The organism is Marinomonas sp. ATLA20, from assembly GCF_057180105.1.
Genome location: NZ_JBXUKU010000001.1, coordinates 82,748 through 97,756, shown reverse-complemented (window position 1 = coordinate 97,756; position 15,009 = coordinate 82,748). Strand labels below are relative to the sequence as shown.

The window sequence follows — 15,009 nt, the reverse complement described above, 5'->3', positions numbered from 1 at the left end:
TCTCTATAAATTCAGATGTTTGCAAGCATCACGGATAGACTGGCTCACGGCTTCAATGGCTTTCGGGCGCGGGAAGCTGGCTCGCCATGCTAAAGCGACTATACGTTTCGGTGCGGGATCCGTAAAAGGACGCACTTCCAACATATCGTGATTAATATTGGTGACGGCGGATTTTGGCAATACAGTTACCCCTAAACCAGACGCTACCATGTAACGAATGGTTTCTAACGAGCTGCCATTAACAATAGTGCGACCATCACCAAATTCGCCTTCTGTTACCAAAGGACAAGCTTCTAATACTTGCTCACTGAAACAATGACCTTTGCCAAGCAGTAACAAGTTGTCAGTGGAGAGTTGGTCGGTTTCTATGTGTGAGAGTTTTGTCCATGGGTGGTTTTTGGGCATCAGAACCACAAATTCTTCTTCATAAATTGGCTGAGTGACAACATCAGGTTCGCGGAACGGAAGCGCCACTATGATGGCATCTAATTCGCCGTTACGCAGTTTAGGGCGTAAGTTTTCAGTGAGATCTTCTTCAATGATCAATGGCATGCCAGAGGTTTCGCTATGCAAGGCAGGAATCATAAAAGGGAACAAATACGGGGCGATGGTGTAGATAGCGCCAACTTTAAGTGGGCCTTTTAATTGGTTCTTACCAGAGGTCGCCAGCTCTTTAATCATGTTGGCTTGATCCAGCACCCGCTTGGCCTGAGTGATGATTTGCTCGCCCAATGGTGTGATATAAACAGAGCTTTTGCTGCGCTCGAAAATGGCGGTGCCAAGCTCTTCTTCTAGCTTCTTCACGGCGACACTGAGCGTAGGTTGTGAAACGTAGCAGCGGTCTGCTGCACGGCCAAAATGTTTTTCTTCGGCTAGCATTACAATGTATTTCAATTCCGTTAATGTCATGGCACACCTTTCGTTCGGCTGATTCATTGTTAATAACTATGATAATACATAATTTGATAAAGTATACTCGTTCTTTAGTGACTAAGAGCATCAGAGGTTATTGGGGGAAGATAAATGGCAAACATTTTAATCGCTGGCTGCGGTGATTTGGGTTCTGGTTTGGCTGCTGAGTTAGTTGCCCAAGGCCATATCGTCACTGGTATTCGCCGTACAAAAAATGAATTTCCGCAAGGCGTAATTGGCATAACGGGTGACCTTGTTGCCATGAGCGACGATGACTTGCCTGATGTAGATCTCGTTTTTTTGATCATGACGCCTAATGGTCGTAATGAAGAAGCGTATCGCGCGGCTTATTTTGATACGGCACAAGTGTTGATTCGTCGATATAACGCTATGGCGAAGCAGCCCAAGGTGTTTTTTGTGTCCAGTACTAGTGTCTACGGCCAAAGCCAAGGTGAGTGGATAGATGAAACCACACCAGCACAGCCCACATCCGCTACCGCTAAGGTTTTAGTGGAAACAGAACGATCGCTAGCGTCTGCTTTTTCTAGTGTGGCCGTGCGTTGCTCTGGCATTTATGGTCCAGGGCGTTTTAGACTATTAGAAACTGTATTAAGCGAAAAAGAGTGGGGAACCAACAGCTGGACCAATCGTATTCATCGAGACGATGTCGTTTCCGCTTTAGTCTTATTGAGCCACGCGGCACTAAATGAACAAAGCATACCGAACAATGTCATCGTGACGGATCAAACACCGGTTTCCATGTGGGAAGTAAAGCTTTGGCTGGCAACCTGTCTTGACGCTAGGGTTGCTGTGAATGGTGGCGATGGTTTTGTGCCGACTTCTGGGAAGCGTATTCAAGGTCAATATCTATTGTCGCAAGGTTGGCATTTGCAATATCCGAGCTATGTGTCTGGCTATCACGAGCTGTTGCGTGAATTTCGATCTTTGAGTAAATGATAAAAGTACAAACACGAGATATAAAAAAAGAGGCCGGAGCCTCTTTTTTTATCAGTATCAAAGCGAGAAGATTAGTCTTCCAACACCATGATGCCTTCGATTTCTACTTGAACGCCTTTTGGCAATGCGCGCACGCCCATTGCTGCACGAGCTGGGTAAGGTTGTTTAACAAATTGCGTCATCACTTCATTAACTGTGGCAAAGTTGCCCAAGTCTGTCATGAAAATGTTGAATTTCACAACGTTTTCTAAAGAACCGCCAGCCGCTTCACAAACGGCTTGTAGGTTTTTGAATACTTGAGTTGTCTGTTCAACGATGTCCTCGCTGATGACTTCCATTGTTTCAGGTACCAAAGGAATTTGACCAGACAAATACACTGTGTTGCCAGCGCGAACCGCTTGAGAATATGGGCCAATAGCGGCAGGTGCGTTTTCAGTATGAATGACTTGTTTTGACATAAATAAGTATCCTTTATCTAGTAAGTGAAATGGTAAGTAACAGAATAAATTAAGTCTTATTAGCGCCCAACAATGGTTTCGCGTGAGACTTTTTCCACACAGCGAACCGCTTTTATGCGACGCATTACATCCGCTAAGCCTACACGGCTGGAAATCGTGATGCTTAGCCGTAAACGACTGACTCTACCGCGTTCAATAATATCGAGATTCGACACTTGGAAATCGGTATCACTGATCGAGCTGGCTATTTTTGCCACGGCGCCACGTTCGTTGATGTAGGTAACGATCAGGCTTATGTGTAGTTCTTCTTCGATCTCTTTGCCCCATGCCATATGAATAAAGCGTTCAGGATTAGATAAATGATCTTGAACGTTAGGGCAATTGAGGTGGTGAATAATGATGCCTTTATCAACCTGGACATAACCTACAATCGGGTCGCCAGGAATCGGTGCGCAACATTTGGCATAAGAAATAAGCATGCCTTCTGAGCCATTCACCTTAAAGGATTTTGGTGTCACCAAGGTGTCTTCATCGATATTCGGGAAGAGTTCACGAGCCACCAGATAACCAACATGACGACCTTTGCCGATGGATTCTAGCAAGTCATCCATGGATTCCAGCTGGTGGTTGGCTAATACTTGTGCAATTTGTTCTGCTGTTAGTTCTTCAACATTGGTTTTAAAGGCGTTTAAGGAGCGAGTTAACAGACGATGACCGATAGATATCGCATTTTCTCGCTGCTTGTCTTTCAAATAATGGCGAATGTTGGTGCGCGCTTTGCCGGTAATCGCAAAACTTAACCAAGCAACATTCGGTTGAGCGTTTTTCGCGGTAATGATTTCAACCGTTTGCCCACTTTCTAGCTGTGTACTGAGTGGTGCAAGACGACGGTTAATTCGGCAAGAGATACAGGTGTTGCCGATTTCTGTGTGAACACCATAAGCAAAATCGACGGGTGTCGCGCCGGAAGGTAATTCAATAATTTGTCCATTTGGCGTAAAAACATACACCTCATCTGGAAACAAATCACTTTTCACGTTATCAACAAATTCGACGGGGTTCCGCGCTTTTTGTTGAATTTCTAACAGGCTTTTCACCCATTTCGTTGCACGGTCATGGTTGCTTGGCATGCTTGATGTGCCGCTGACTTTGTATGCCCAATGAGCCGCAATGCCATTATTAGCAACCAAATCCATTTCTTCAGTACGTATTTGGACTTCCATAGGAATACCATTGGTGCCTAATACGGTTGTATGAAGAGATTGGTAGCCATTGGACTTTGGTACCGCAATGTAATCTTTAAAGCGACCTTCAATAGGTTTGAACAGAGCGTGAATAACGCCGAGAATTCGATAACAGCTGTCATGGCGGTCGGTAACGATGCGTACGCCCATTACGTCCATTATTTCATCTAGAGAACGGCGCTTTTTGTCCATCTTCTGATAAATGCTGTAAATGTGTTTTTCTCGAACGCTGATACTGGCTTCAATGTAATCGGCGGCCAGCTCAGATCGGATCGTATCTTCAAGCTTTTGAGTGTCTTTAATGCGCTGCTGGCCATACTTTTTGTGGATGGCTTTGTGGAGCATGCGTGCGCGCATTGGGTAATACGCTTGGAAAGCAAGAGATTCTAGATCTACCCGAACCTTGTACATACCCAGACGATTTGCAATCGGTGCATAAATGTCGAGTGTTTCGCGGGCAATACGGCGTTTTTTGTGGGCTGGCATGGCATCTAATGTGCGCATGTTGTGCAGTCTGTCCGCTAACTTCACCAAGATGACACGAATATCATCCGCCATGGCCATGGCCATTTTTTGGAAGTTATGGGCTTGCTTTTCGATTTGGCTATTGAATTCAAGGTGGGTTAACTTACTGACCCCATCCACAAGACTCGCAACACCTTCACCAAACTGTTCAGTAAGGGCTTCACGGCTGATGCCTGTGTCTTCAATAACGTCGTGCAAAAGTGCCGCTGTCAATCCATCACAATCCATTCGAAGTTCCGATAGAATTTCGGCGACAGCGAGAGGATGGGTGACATAGGGCTCGCCACTTTTACGTCGTTGCCCATCGTGGGCTTGTTCGGCGTAATAGTAGGCGCGTTTTACCTTGGCGACTTGTTCGTAAGGTAAATACTGACTCAAGGTCAGTGCTAAATCTTCAATGGTATACATCGCTCACCTCACTAAGGCAAAAAGAAAGCGCGACAGCTGTGCTATGAGCGACACCATAGAGATTAAAACTCGTGTAAAGGGCGTTTTTGTTGATCAACATTTTTTGCGTTGATCAAGTTTTCCGCAATTTCACGTAGTGCAACTACAGTAACTTTGTCGCCTTCTAAAGGCACTTTTGCGTCTTCACCACCCGTTGCTAGTTGACGAGCGCGCTTTGACGCGACCATCACTAATTCGAAGCGGTTATCAACGTTTTCTAAACAATCTTCTACGGTAACTCGAGCCATTTTGACCTCTGTGTTCGGTTATCTATTTTTCCAAGGGTAATTCTACTTAACGGCTTCTCACAAAGACAAGAGATCATTTATAAGATTGCCATTTTTTTCCTGCATAACCGTTGTTTTTGAGCGCATTGCTTGAAAAACAGCGGAGATTTGTGAAAGCGCAGCATCAAAATCGTCATTTACGATGACAAAATCGTATTCATGGTAGTGGGACATTTCATTCACGGCCTTTGCCATACGACGCTGAATGACTTCATCAGAGTCTGTAGCGCGTTTTCTTAGGCGTTCTTCAAGCGCTTGTAATGACGGCGGTAAAATGAATATTCCGATGGCTTCTGGATAGAGCTGACGAATTTGGCGAGCGCCTTGCCAGTCGATCTCTAAAATCACATCTAGACCTTGTTCTAGCATACCAAAAATAGACTCTTTTGATGTGCCGTAATAATTATCAAAAACCTGTGCATGCTCGAAGAAGGCGTCTTCAGCAATCATGTCCAAGAAGGATTCATCATCGATAAAGTAATATTCTCTACCATGTTCTTCGCCAGTTCGTGGTGCACGAGTAGTATGAGAAATAGAAATTCTCACCTTATCATCTTGCTTAAGTAGCGCTTTATATAAGGTCGATTTACCCGCTCCTGATGGAGCCGATAAGATGAATAAATTGCCTTTATGTTTGTCCATGGGTTGTTTTATCCGCCAGTCTTTGTCTTTTCAACGTCGTACTATATCACAAACAAAATGCCTGTTCTTAGCCAGAGATTATTGTCGATATTAGTGGTTTTTAACAGGAGTCTTTGTCTAACGTGTAAGCTAATTTTTCATGGTATTTTTGTTAAGTATCATTGTTTTTTGGGTTGGTAAAAAATCGTTACAAAGTTTTTAGCGGTTCTAGATGCTTTTTTGATAAACAAGACTAAGCTTCAAGGATTAAGTACTTAACAGATAAAGCATGATTACAAGGAAGGGAAATGCAATGGATTTACCTTGCGACCAAATATCATTTCAAACAATGTCTAAACAGCGAAGTTACTGCAAAGTCCTGTCTGTAGAAGATGATCCTGATTACCAAGAAGCACTAATGAATGGCCTGAGTGCGTTAAATTATGATGGCAAAGAGGTGGAGTTCCTGACGGCTTCATCCGCGAGCGATGCTGCAACGGTTATCGCTGCTCACCCTGATATCTCGGTGATTTTTCTTGATGTGGTGATGGAGACAGATGTTGCTGGGTTACGCCTAATTCGTACTATTCGTGAGGTAATTGGTAATGATCTGGTGCGCATTGTCCTGCTGACTGGCCAGCCAGGTATGGCCCCAGTGGATGATCTTATTGGTCAATACGATATAGACGACTATTGGTGCAAATCAGACCTCACTCAGGCGCACTTACAAACCATAGTGTTAAGTAATCTACGTACTTGGGAGCACCTTTCTGATATGAAAGAAGCTCGCCATGGTATGCAATTGTTACTTGCTGCGAGTCAGAGGATCGCCTCAAAGAGTGATATTACGGATTACACCCATTCTATTTTGGAAGAAATTGGGCTGCTGTTAAAAATGAACAGTGGAGGTATTGTGTGTTTCTTCCACCCTGAAGAAGAGCATTTAGAAAAAGCCTTAATTGTCGCTGCTTGTGGGGAATTTTCTCCTCATATCCATCGGTATTTTTTATCCGCTATTCAAGAGAGCCTTCTAAAAGAAGCGGTAGAGCTAGCCAATAAGCAAAAAGCACATGTTTTTCAGGATGGCTTTTCTGTGTTGTATTTCTCGAATAAGGAGTTGGAAGACCGAGAATACATGGTGGTGGTAAAGCTCGATCGCAACCTTGCCAGTAATGAAATTAACCTGCTACAAGTTTTTTGTGAAAACATAAGTGCTGGTTTCCGCAATGTTGCTTTACATAATAAATTAACCGAGCTTGCTTACGTTGAACCAGCATTAGGAATTCATAATAAAAACTGGTTAGTGCGTGAAATACGCAATATGTTTTCTTGGGAGCGAGAGAAAGCCACTTTATTAATGTTATATGTGGAAGATTTGGCCTATACCGAGTCGGTTTTAGGATCAAAATACTGCGATAAACTCACCTTGTCTTTGTACGATTATCTGAGTCACTTTTTTGATAAAACGGTTGATATCGCCTTGCTTGAAAGAGATACATTAGTGTTGATCGTGTATGACGATAAGGACTACAACGAAGCCTCACTTGAAAATATTATTCATACCAGTATTGAAGTTAAAAACTCCTTACACGCTCTCGATTTGACCGTCAGCTCGGTGAAATTCTCTGACTTTCCAACTTATGAGGCCGAACAATTAGTCAGTGTTGGCAAAAGCACTTTAGAAAGAGCTAAGTACAAAGGCGTATCTTATTTAGCGTTTTCTGAAAGCTTGGCATCCGCTATGTTTGGGCGCTATGAGTTGTTACAAGATCTGCGAGAAGCCATTCTAAACAATGAAATCAGAGCGTATTTTCAGCCTAAGATGAACTTGAAAGGCAATAGGTTGATTGGGTTTGAAGCGTTGGCACGATGGACTCATAAAGATGGCAGTAATATCCCACCAGATCAATTTATTTCCTTGGCCGAGAGCAGTGGTCTGATTGATAAACTGGATCAGCAGATGTTGCAGCAGTCCTGCCAAGCTATTAACACACTGAAAAGTATCGGTATTAATGTGCCTATTTCGGTCAATGTCGCTGGTAATGAAATCATTCGTCCTAATTACTTTGAGAACTTTAGACGACTGCTTGAAGAGGAAGGCGTGTCGAACGAAATGATCGAGCTAGAAATAACAGAGTCTCAAATAATTGAAGAAAAAAGTAATATTAACAAGCATTTAACAGCCTTAAAAACATTAGGTGTCAACGTCAATATCGATGATTTTGGAACGGGTTATTCGTCTTTGGCCTATTTGTCTACCTTATCAGTGTCAACTCTCAAAATTGATCATAGTTTTGTCTGGCGTATGGAAGAGTCAGAGAAGGACTGGGAAATTCTAAAAATGATTATTGAATTAGGTGATTCCCTAGGGCTCAGAGTTATCGCCGAAGGCATTGAAACAGAACAGCAAAAAATACATTTGCAGGCCTTAGGTTGTGAGGATGGGCAAGGCTATTTATTTGCTAAACCTATGTCATTAGACGATACCGTTAGTTGGGTTAAATCAGGATTATAAAATATGATTTTTGGTAAACGGATGTCACAAAAGTCATTACTTTTCATATATTTATCAGGTATTTTAATTTTCACAATTTTGCTAAGTTGGGGCAGTTATCGATTCTTTTTAGATAACAAAATCAGTGAACTAGCATGGAATGAATCGGAAGTATTGTCCCGTAGCGCCAGTGTTTTTAGCCGTGAAATGGGACATATTAAGCGCGTTACCTTGCTACTACGTAACAGCGTTAACGCTCGCTTATCTACACAGAGCGAAAAGACACTCCCAAGTAACTGGGAAGCTCAGGTGGTGGATGAATTTAATCAATTTGCTCGAACATCTAAGCTTATTTCTCAAGTGCGCTGGATTATGCCAGGTGGCCAAGAGCACATTCGAATCAACTCCCAAGCCGGTGCCATAACTCGTGTACCAGAGGGTCAACTACAAAACAAAGCGGATCGGCATTATGTGCAAAATGCGCCTGATGGCGTTAATGAGGTATATATTTCCTCTTTGGATTTGAATATTGAAAATAAAGAAATTGTTCGCCCGTTTCAGCCAACGGTTCGTGGAGTCGTCAGAGTGAAGGGCGACATACCTGGAATTTTGGTGGTGAATTATGATCTGAGTAAATTATTTGAGCTTGCTCGGACCTTTAGCAGTGATGGGGTGTATTTAGAAATATTGGACTTGAATGGCAATTGGGTATTAGCGGCTGACAAAAGCCTTGAGTGGGGTGGAGTACTCTATCCTGACAACTTGAGCTTTAATATCAAAACGCATTTTCCGGCTATTTGGCAAGAAATGGATAATGTGGACGGGCTAGAGCGAATTTTCGATGATGGCCGTTTATGGAGTCTCTTGAAGCTGTATATAGATGAGGAGGCGGATGTCCAAAGTTCGCAAACGCCATCTTTGTATTTTATTGCCCGTTCTAATTCTGACGCATTTTCTGCGTGGCGAATGAGGTTAATTCTTAGCATAATCGGAGGAGCTGTCGCTCTCTATGCCTTGATTGCATGGTTGGTTTGGCGACAAGTGACCGCTCAATTTGAAACCTATCGATTACTTCAATTGGTACAGCAAGAAAAAGCTCAAGCGGAGCAGGCTAACCGCAAGCTTAGTCTGACGAATAAGCGTTTAGTAGACCTTCAAGACGAGCTAGTTGAAACCAGCAAGCTGTCTTCTCTAGGCTTGATGGTCGCCGGTTTAGCTCATGAAATGCATACACCACTTGGTGGTGTCAGAATGGCGTTATCGTCGTGCAAGGTCTGGCTGGATAAAGAGGCCAAGCAACAGCCTTCTAAAGGGCTTGAGAAAATAGATAGTTCATTAATGATCGCGGAAAAGAATCTCGTTCGCGCATTAGATGTGGTAACCAGCTTTAAACGTATTGTGTCGGATAGAACGGCTCAGGATATGCAGGAATTTTTCTTTCATAACGTTGTTAATGACATCTTGTTTACTTATAAACCCGTATTGAAAAAACGTTCGGACCTTCATATTGAGAGTGAATGCCCAGAAGACATTAGCATGTCTGGTTACCCTGGCGTCATGTCTCAAATTATTCAAAATCTTATCGATAATGCACTCGATCATGCTTTCCAACGATTGGATAAAGGCGTGATTTCACTCGTTGCGAAAAAGGAGCAAGACAACCTCGTTCTTGTGATTAAAGATAATGGCAGAGGTATTTCGTCAGAAATTCAAGCTCGTATTTTTGAGCCTTTTGTGACTACCGGCCGCACAAATCAACATACAGGTTTAGGACTCCATCTAGTAAGCCAATGGACGAATAAACTCATGAAAGGACACATTGATGTTGTGTCAGAAGTGGGCGTTGGAACGACATTTACTCTGTCTGTTCCGTTACAACTTCAAAAGGATGAGGAGGCAGAGAGCGAGACACTTTAGCAACTTCTGTCATGACCGCTTCGATAGAAACAGGGTATTCTGTCCTAACTCCCTGAATTGGATGGAACGCTCATAAAGTGGCATCAATAAAGCATTACGAAAAGCGCATGCTAGCGGTATGTGATTACATATATAAACACTTAGATGACGATCTTAGCGTCGAAACTTTGTGTGATGTGGCGTGTTTTTCTAAATACCACTTTCACCGTCAGTTTACGCATTTTATAGGCGTTGGTGTGTTTAAATTTGTGCAGCAGTTGCGCTTAAAAAGAGCCTCCTATGAGTTGGTGTTTATGAAAGATAAGCGCATTATTGAAATTGCAATGAGCGCAAAGTTTGATCATCCAGAATCCTTTTCCAGAGCCTTCAAAAAAGCCTATTCACAATCTCCAAGTGACTTTCGTCGCCATCCAGACTTAGAAAAATTAGGTTTGCACTTTCATAAGCTAGATAGGCAGCTAGAGCCAAACATGACAGTAGACATCGTTCATTTCGATACGACCAAGATCGCACTGCTAAAGCACCGAGGGGCACCGAGCCGAATTATGGAATCGGTCGCCATATTTAGAGAGTGGCGCAAAGCATCTGGCTTGTTGCCTATATCGAAAAGTCGAACTTTCAACATCGTTTATGAAGATCCCGCGGTGGTGGCTCCAGAAGATTTTCGTTGTGACATTGCAGCAGAAGTGATGAGCGAAGTGGATGACAATGAATATGGTGTCATCAACAGTACCCTCGAAGGCGGTCGCTACGCCGTGGTTCGCCATTTTGGTCCTTATGAGAGTATTAGTCGTTGCTTGTATTTCCTTTATGGCGAATGGTTACCGAGCAGCGGGGAAGAGCCGAGAGATGCGCCATGTTTTTTTCAATATCAAAACCATTTCCCAGAGGTGGCTGAGCATGAACTCATTACGGATGTGTACTTACCTCTAAAATGAACTTTTCATAGGAGTCAAAGGTGTTAGACATTGTTACGCATACCCCAATATGGGTTTGGTTGCTGTTAGGCTTTCTGGTTTATTTAGGCATAAAACAAAGTCGTGATCGACAAGTGCCGAAAAATAGAGCCTTTATTTTGCCCGTTGTGATGATCGTATTTTCTCTGCACGGAGTGATATCAAGCTTTGGTGGTGGTTTTGATTCTTTGTTGTTTTGGGGCGTTAGCTTTGTGGCGACGTTACTGATTGGTGTATTGATTTTTCCATCGCAGCAGGCTCGTTTTGATGAGTCGATGCAATGCTTTTTTATTCAAGGTAGCTGGCGACCTCTGTTTCTTATTTTGGGAATTTTTACTATTAAATACACGGTCGGTGTGATGGAAGGCATGCAGAGTTCTTTTCTCACTCTGTCATTTGTTGTGGATGGATTATCGCTGCTTTATGGCGTATTTAGCGGAGTGTTTGCTGCTCGTAGTGTGAGGCTATGGCGCTTGAGCCGTACGACTCAAGCCTACCATTCGCCATAAACTTAACGGTCTGGCTTTGGACTCGCCATCCAACCCAAACCCATCCAAATTACGCCAATGCTTAACATGACATAGAGGGATGCCGTCCACGATTGCTGCCAATCATAAAGTGCACCAAGCAAAACAGGACCAATAGCCGCGAGTGTGTAACCGATTAACTGCGCCATACCAGACAAGGCTGCGGCTTGTTTTGGGCTGTTGGTTCGTAAGCTGACAAAAGACAAGCCTAAGATAAAGCCCATACTGACACCAAAGCCAAAAGACACCGACCAAACGCCAGACCAGCTTGGAATGAACAAAAAGCCAGCTAAGCTTAATGTCGTTAATCCAGTGGCAATTAAGCAGAGTCGTCTATGGCTGCCTAAGCGATGGATAAACGGCGCTAAAATCAACGAAGGAACCGCTCCTGCCAATTGCAAATAACCTTGATACAAGCCAGCCGTTGAATCGGTGTAACCGTTGCTCATTAAAATAGCCGGCACCCAAGCGACCACTACGTAATTCACTAGCGAATTGACCGCCAAAAATCCCGCTACTTGCCATGCTGTGACAGAGCGCCAGACGGATGTTGGTATTTCAACGTTACCGGTTTGCGGCGGTTGATGTTGGGTTATTTTGCAGCTAAACCACACCACCAGAGGTAACAGAATCAACAAACTCTGACAGGCCAGAGCAAACGACCAACCACTCATTGGTAGGTCAAAACTTGGCTGTTCGGCATATAAACTCAACGGCACCGCAAGACTCGACATCAAAAAGCCGCCGATGCTCATCATCAGCACATAAATCGCCGTGAGCTGAACCACGTAATTCGGAAATTCGCGTTTCAGTAAACTGGGTAACAAGACATTACCAATGGCAATGCCTGCGCCAATAAATATCGCACCAACATACAAGGTACTTATTGAGCCAAAAGCACGAATCACCATGCCAATCGCAATCAAAGCCACGCCAGAAGCTAAGATACGTTCAATGCGAAAATGGCGAGTCAGCCAAGACGCTACCGGCGCAAAAAAACCAAAGGCCAGCAGCGGCAAGCTGGTGAGCAAACCAGATTGGGAGCTGCTTAAATGCAGGTCGGTACTGATTCTATCGAGTAACGGCGGCAAACCTGTTACGGGGCCGCGTAAACTCAGCGCCACCAAAAAAATAAACAAGAGTAAAAATGCCGCGTCGTGTTGCGCTAATTTAAGTATTCGTTTCATGGCGTCCATTTCGAAAAAGAGGTTTTCGGGAGATATTGTCGATTCGCTATTATATGGGTTACTCTGCTTACTGAATTGAGAGACTTGGACAATAAATTGCGAAATACAGACAAAAGCATTTTTGAGACACTGACCGACCTTTGTTTTGCGGATCATTATCCGCATCGCGTTCTTGTTTTGCGCTCGCAATCCGTGCCGCATAGTGAAGAAACACCTTGGCACAAACATCAAAAAGGCCAACTGGTTTTACCACTCACTGGCGTTGTTACTAGCTTTATCGACGACAAAATGTGGCTTGTGCCGCCACGTTGCGCAGTGTGGATTCCAAGTAATGAGATGCATCGCAACCAGATATCGCCCAATGCTGACGTTTGTATGTTGTTTGTTGATGGCCGTGATTTACCGCTGCCAGAAGTTGCTTGTACCTTGACGGTCACGCCCTTTGTACGTGAACTGATATTGCATTTGCATTCGCAACAACGCTATGAAGAAACCGACCTTGCAACAGATCGGCTGGTTGATGTCCTGATCGACCAGCTTATTCAGTTGGAGCGGGAAGAGTTTGATTTCCCCATTCCAGACGAACCAACACTCAACCGTCTCGCTCTTGAACTGATTGCCAGACCGAACGAAAAACGCACTCTAGGCGAATGGGCCAGCGACTTCGCTATGAGCGAACGCACTTTGGCGCGAATGATTAAGCGTCATGTAGAGCTCACTTTTGGTCAGTGGCGAAGTCAGCTTCACATTGTTCTTGCTCTGCAAAAGCTAGCGATCAACATGCCGATCCAAACCATCTCCGAAGAGCTAGGCTACGACTCCGTCAGCGCTTTTATCACCTTCTTTAAAAAAGCGCTGGGCAAATCACCAAGACAATATCGGATCGAGCGGTGGGGAAAGTAAGGGAATCTATCGTGCAAGTGCTTGTTTTAGTGAGCGAACTTCAAAACTACTACACCAAGGATGATCAGCAACACGCCCATGTAGCGAAGCAATGATGTCGGATCGCCATAGAACCAAATACCCAACAAAAAGGTGCCTGATGCGCCGATTCCTGTCCAAACCGCATAAGCGGTGCCCATAGGGATCTCTTTTTGTGCCAACCAAAGCAAGGTACCGCTTATTGCCATAAAGAAAATGGCAATGGCCACTCCTAACAGTTTTGATCCGCCTGATTGCGCCATTTTTAATCCAACGGGCCAGCCGATTTCAGTAAGCCCTGCTAATAGCAAATAGACCCAACTCATGTTTATTACTCCATACAAAAAATATTCGCACTTAAGTAGGCGAAGTTGCTTTTTATAGTATCGATATTTATGATGATAAAAAGTTATTAACTATCGATATTTTTCATATGTTGAGTTTAGAGCAAATCAATATGCTGGTGTTATCCGCTGAATTAGGGTCTTTTTCAGCGTGTGCAAGAAGACTCGGCAAGGTGCAGTCTGCCGTGAGCCATGGCATCAGTAACTTAGAAATAGACTTGGGAGTCGAGCTGTTTGATCGCTCATCTCGCAGTCCAAGACTAACAACAGAAGGGGAGCGCTTAATCCGCAGTGCAAAAGCACTGTTAGCCCAATCCCATGAGCTTGAAAAAATTGCCGAATCTATTATTCGCAATGAGGAAAGCGCATTGACGATAGCCGTTGACGACGCGCTGTTTGTACCCAATATGTCGACAGTGCTCGCACTTTTTGCTGATGAATTTCCTTATGTCCAACTGGATATTCTTTCTCTAACCTCATCCGATATTATTCACGCGGTTGCTAATGGCAATGTCGACATAGGCGTGATGTTTTCAGAAGTGGAAGCGAACAAGCAGGTCGATTTTTGCTATGTTGGCGGTGTGGACTTTATTGCTGTTTGTCACCGTGATTTTCCGTTGGCCGAACTGAGTTTGCTATCGGAATCGGACCTTGCTCCGTATCGTCAAATTGCCGTACGTGGCACTTTGAAAAAAGAGCCCCAAGCATTGATTAGCATGACGCCCAGTGTCTGGTGGTGTTCAAGTTATTACGCTGTTTTAGAATTGATGCAACAAAAAATAGGCTGGGCTTACCTGCCTTTATCCTTGGTTCAGCCACTTATTCAAACCGGCAACATTCATAAAATCGACGTGACTTTTGACCACAAGCCTTGGTCCGTTCCGGTGGATCTTGTTTACAAAAAAGGTGCAAACCGCGGCCCCGCTCATCAATGGTTATTTGACGCCTGTAAAAATGCGTTTTCTGCTGACCTTTGTATGTGAAAAAGCCCGCTTCTACCATGCGTAGAAGCGGGCTTTTAAAATACTGTCATAACCTATAAAAACGATTTATTCGGTTGCTTCATGAATCGTTTCTTTCGTGCTGTCGTAAGCTTTTGAGGAATCTTCTTTCACGCCTTCCCAAGTATTTGCGCAGCCAGCTAATGCAAGTGTTACAGCAATGACTAATAATGGAAACTTCATGTTCAAACCTCTTTATTGTTAGGAGTCT

General features: G+C 43.8%; 15 protein-coding genes. 7 read left to right on the top strand and 8 right to left on the bottom strand.

Features of this window, described 5'->3' with window-relative positions:
- Positions 1 to 3 precede the first annotated feature (3 nt).
- Entirely contained in the window at positions 4 to 909 is a 906-nt protein-coding gene (locus tag AC2A4J_RS00405; protein WP_484175081.1) for a hydrogen peroxide-inducible genes activator, read from the bottom strand.
- Positions 910 to 1,023: 114 nt separating this feature from the next.
- Between AC2A4J_RS00405 and AC2A4J_RS00400 the strand changes: the two genes are divergently transcribed.
- On the top strand, positions 1,024 to 1,869 hold the full coding sequence (locus AC2A4J_RS00400) for an NAD-dependent epimerase/dehydratase family protein (protein ID WP_484174478.1): 846 nt from the start codon (positions 1,024 to 1,026) through the stop codon (positions 1,867 to 1,869).
- A gap of 71 nt (positions 1,870 to 1,940) precedes the next feature.
- Here the strand turns inward: AC2A4J_RS00400 and AC2A4J_RS00395 are convergent, their stop codons facing one another.
- From AC2A4J_RS00395 to gmk, 4 genes are all read right to left on the bottom strand, one after another.
- The gene (locus AC2A4J_RS00395) at positions 1,941 to 2,327 is read right to left on the bottom strand and encodes a RidA family protein (protein ID WP_024024215.1); all 387 of its coding nucleotides are present in this window, start codon (positions 2,325 to 2,327) and stop codon (positions 1,941 to 1,943) included.
- Between the two features lie 59 nt (positions 2,328 to 2,386).
- A complete protein-coding gene (locus AC2A4J_RS00390) occupies positions 2,387 to 4,504 on the bottom strand; it encodes a RelA/SpoT family protein (RefSeq protein WP_255827224.1) in 2,118 nt (705 codons plus the stop codon).
- Positions 4,505 to 4,566: 62 nt separating this feature from the next.
- Positions 4,567 to 4,791: a DNA-directed RNA polymerase subunit omega gene (rpoZ, locus tag AC2A4J_RS00385; RefSeq protein WP_012072045.1), complete on the bottom strand. Its 225-nt coding sequence runs from the start codon at positions 4,789 to 4,791 to the stop codon at positions 4,567 to 4,569.
- 57 nt (positions 4,792 to 4,848) lie between these two features.
- On the bottom strand, positions 4,849 to 5,472 hold the full coding sequence (gmk, locus tag AC2A4J_RS00380; RefSeq protein WP_255827223.1) for a guanylate kinase: 624 nt from the start codon (positions 5,470 to 5,472) through the stop codon (positions 4,849 to 4,851).
- A 292-nt stretch (positions 5,473 to 5,764) separates the two neighbouring features.
- Here gmk and AC2A4J_RS00375 point away from each other — a divergent pair, with 292 nt between their 5' ends.
- The 4 genes from AC2A4J_RS00375 to AC2A4J_RS00360 all read left to right on the top strand — a co-directional run bounded on the left by AC2A4J_RS00375 (position 5,765) and on the right by AC2A4J_RS00360 (position 11,327).
- Positions 5,765 to 7,966 (top strand): bifunctional diguanylate cyclase/phosphodiesterase, encoded by a 2,202-nt coding sequence (locus AC2A4J_RS00375; protein WP_484174477.1) that lies wholly within the window; start codon positions 5,765 to 5,767, stop codon positions 7,964 to 7,966.
- A gap of 21 nt (positions 7,967 to 7,987) precedes the next feature.
- Positions 7,988 to 9,862, top strand: a complete 1,875-nt coding sequence (locus AC2A4J_RS00370) for a sensor histidine kinase (protein ID WP_484174476.1) — start codon at positions 7,988 to 7,990, stop codon at positions 9,860 to 9,862.
- A 77-nt stretch (positions 9,863 to 9,939) separates the two neighbouring features.
- The gene (locus tag AC2A4J_RS00365) at positions 9,940 to 10,800 is read left to right on the top strand and encodes an AraC family transcriptional regulator (RefSeq protein ID WP_484174475.1); all 861 of its coding nucleotides are present in this window, start codon (positions 9,940 to 9,942) and stop codon (positions 10,798 to 10,800) included.
- A gap of 20 nt (positions 10,801 to 10,820) precedes the next feature.
- On the top strand, positions 10,821 to 11,327 hold the full coding sequence (locus tag AC2A4J_RS00360; protein ID WP_484174474.1) for a DUF6622 family protein: 507 nt from the start codon (positions 10,821 to 10,823) through the stop codon (positions 11,325 to 11,327).
- A 2-nt stretch (positions 11,328 to 11,329) separates the two neighbouring features.
- Here the strand turns inward: AC2A4J_RS00360 and AC2A4J_RS00355 are convergent, their stop codons facing one another.
- Positions 11,330 to 12,532, bottom strand: a complete 1,203-nt coding sequence (locus tag AC2A4J_RS00355) for an MFS transporter (RefSeq protein ID WP_255827218.1) — start codon at positions 12,530 to 12,532, stop codon at positions 11,330 to 11,332.
- A gap of 96 nt (positions 12,533 to 12,628) precedes the next feature.
- On the opposite strand from AC2A4J_RS00355, the gene AC2A4J_RS00350 reads away from it, so the two are divergent.
- Positions 12,629 to 13,435, top strand: coding sequence for an AraC family transcriptional regulator (locus tag AC2A4J_RS00350; protein ID WP_255827217.1), 807 nt, complete (start codon positions 12,629 to 12,631; stop codon positions 13,433 to 13,435).
- A gap of 26 nt (positions 13,436 to 13,461) precedes the next feature.
- Here AC2A4J_RS00350 and AC2A4J_RS00345 read toward each other — a convergent pair whose 3' ends face one another.
- On the bottom strand, positions 13,462 to 13,779 hold the full coding sequence (locus AC2A4J_RS00345; protein WP_484174473.1) for a DMT family transporter: 318 nt from the start codon (positions 13,777 to 13,779) through the stop codon (positions 13,462 to 13,464).
- Between the two features lie 107 nt (positions 13,780 to 13,886).
- On the opposite strand from AC2A4J_RS00345, the gene AC2A4J_RS00340 reads away from it, so the two are divergent.
- Positions 13,887 to 14,780, top strand: a complete 894-nt coding sequence (locus tag AC2A4J_RS00340; RefSeq protein WP_255827215.1) for a LysR family transcriptional regulator — start codon at positions 13,887 to 13,889, stop codon at positions 14,778 to 14,780.
- A gap of 66 nt (positions 14,781 to 14,846) precedes the next feature.
- Here the strand turns inward: AC2A4J_RS00340 and AC2A4J_RS00335 are convergent, their stop codons facing one another.
- Entirely contained in the window at positions 14,847 to 14,981 is a 135-nt protein-coding gene (locus AC2A4J_RS00335) for a hypothetical protein (protein WP_255827214.1), read from the bottom strand.
- Between the last annotated feature and the right edge of the window lie 28 nt (positions 14,982 to 15,009).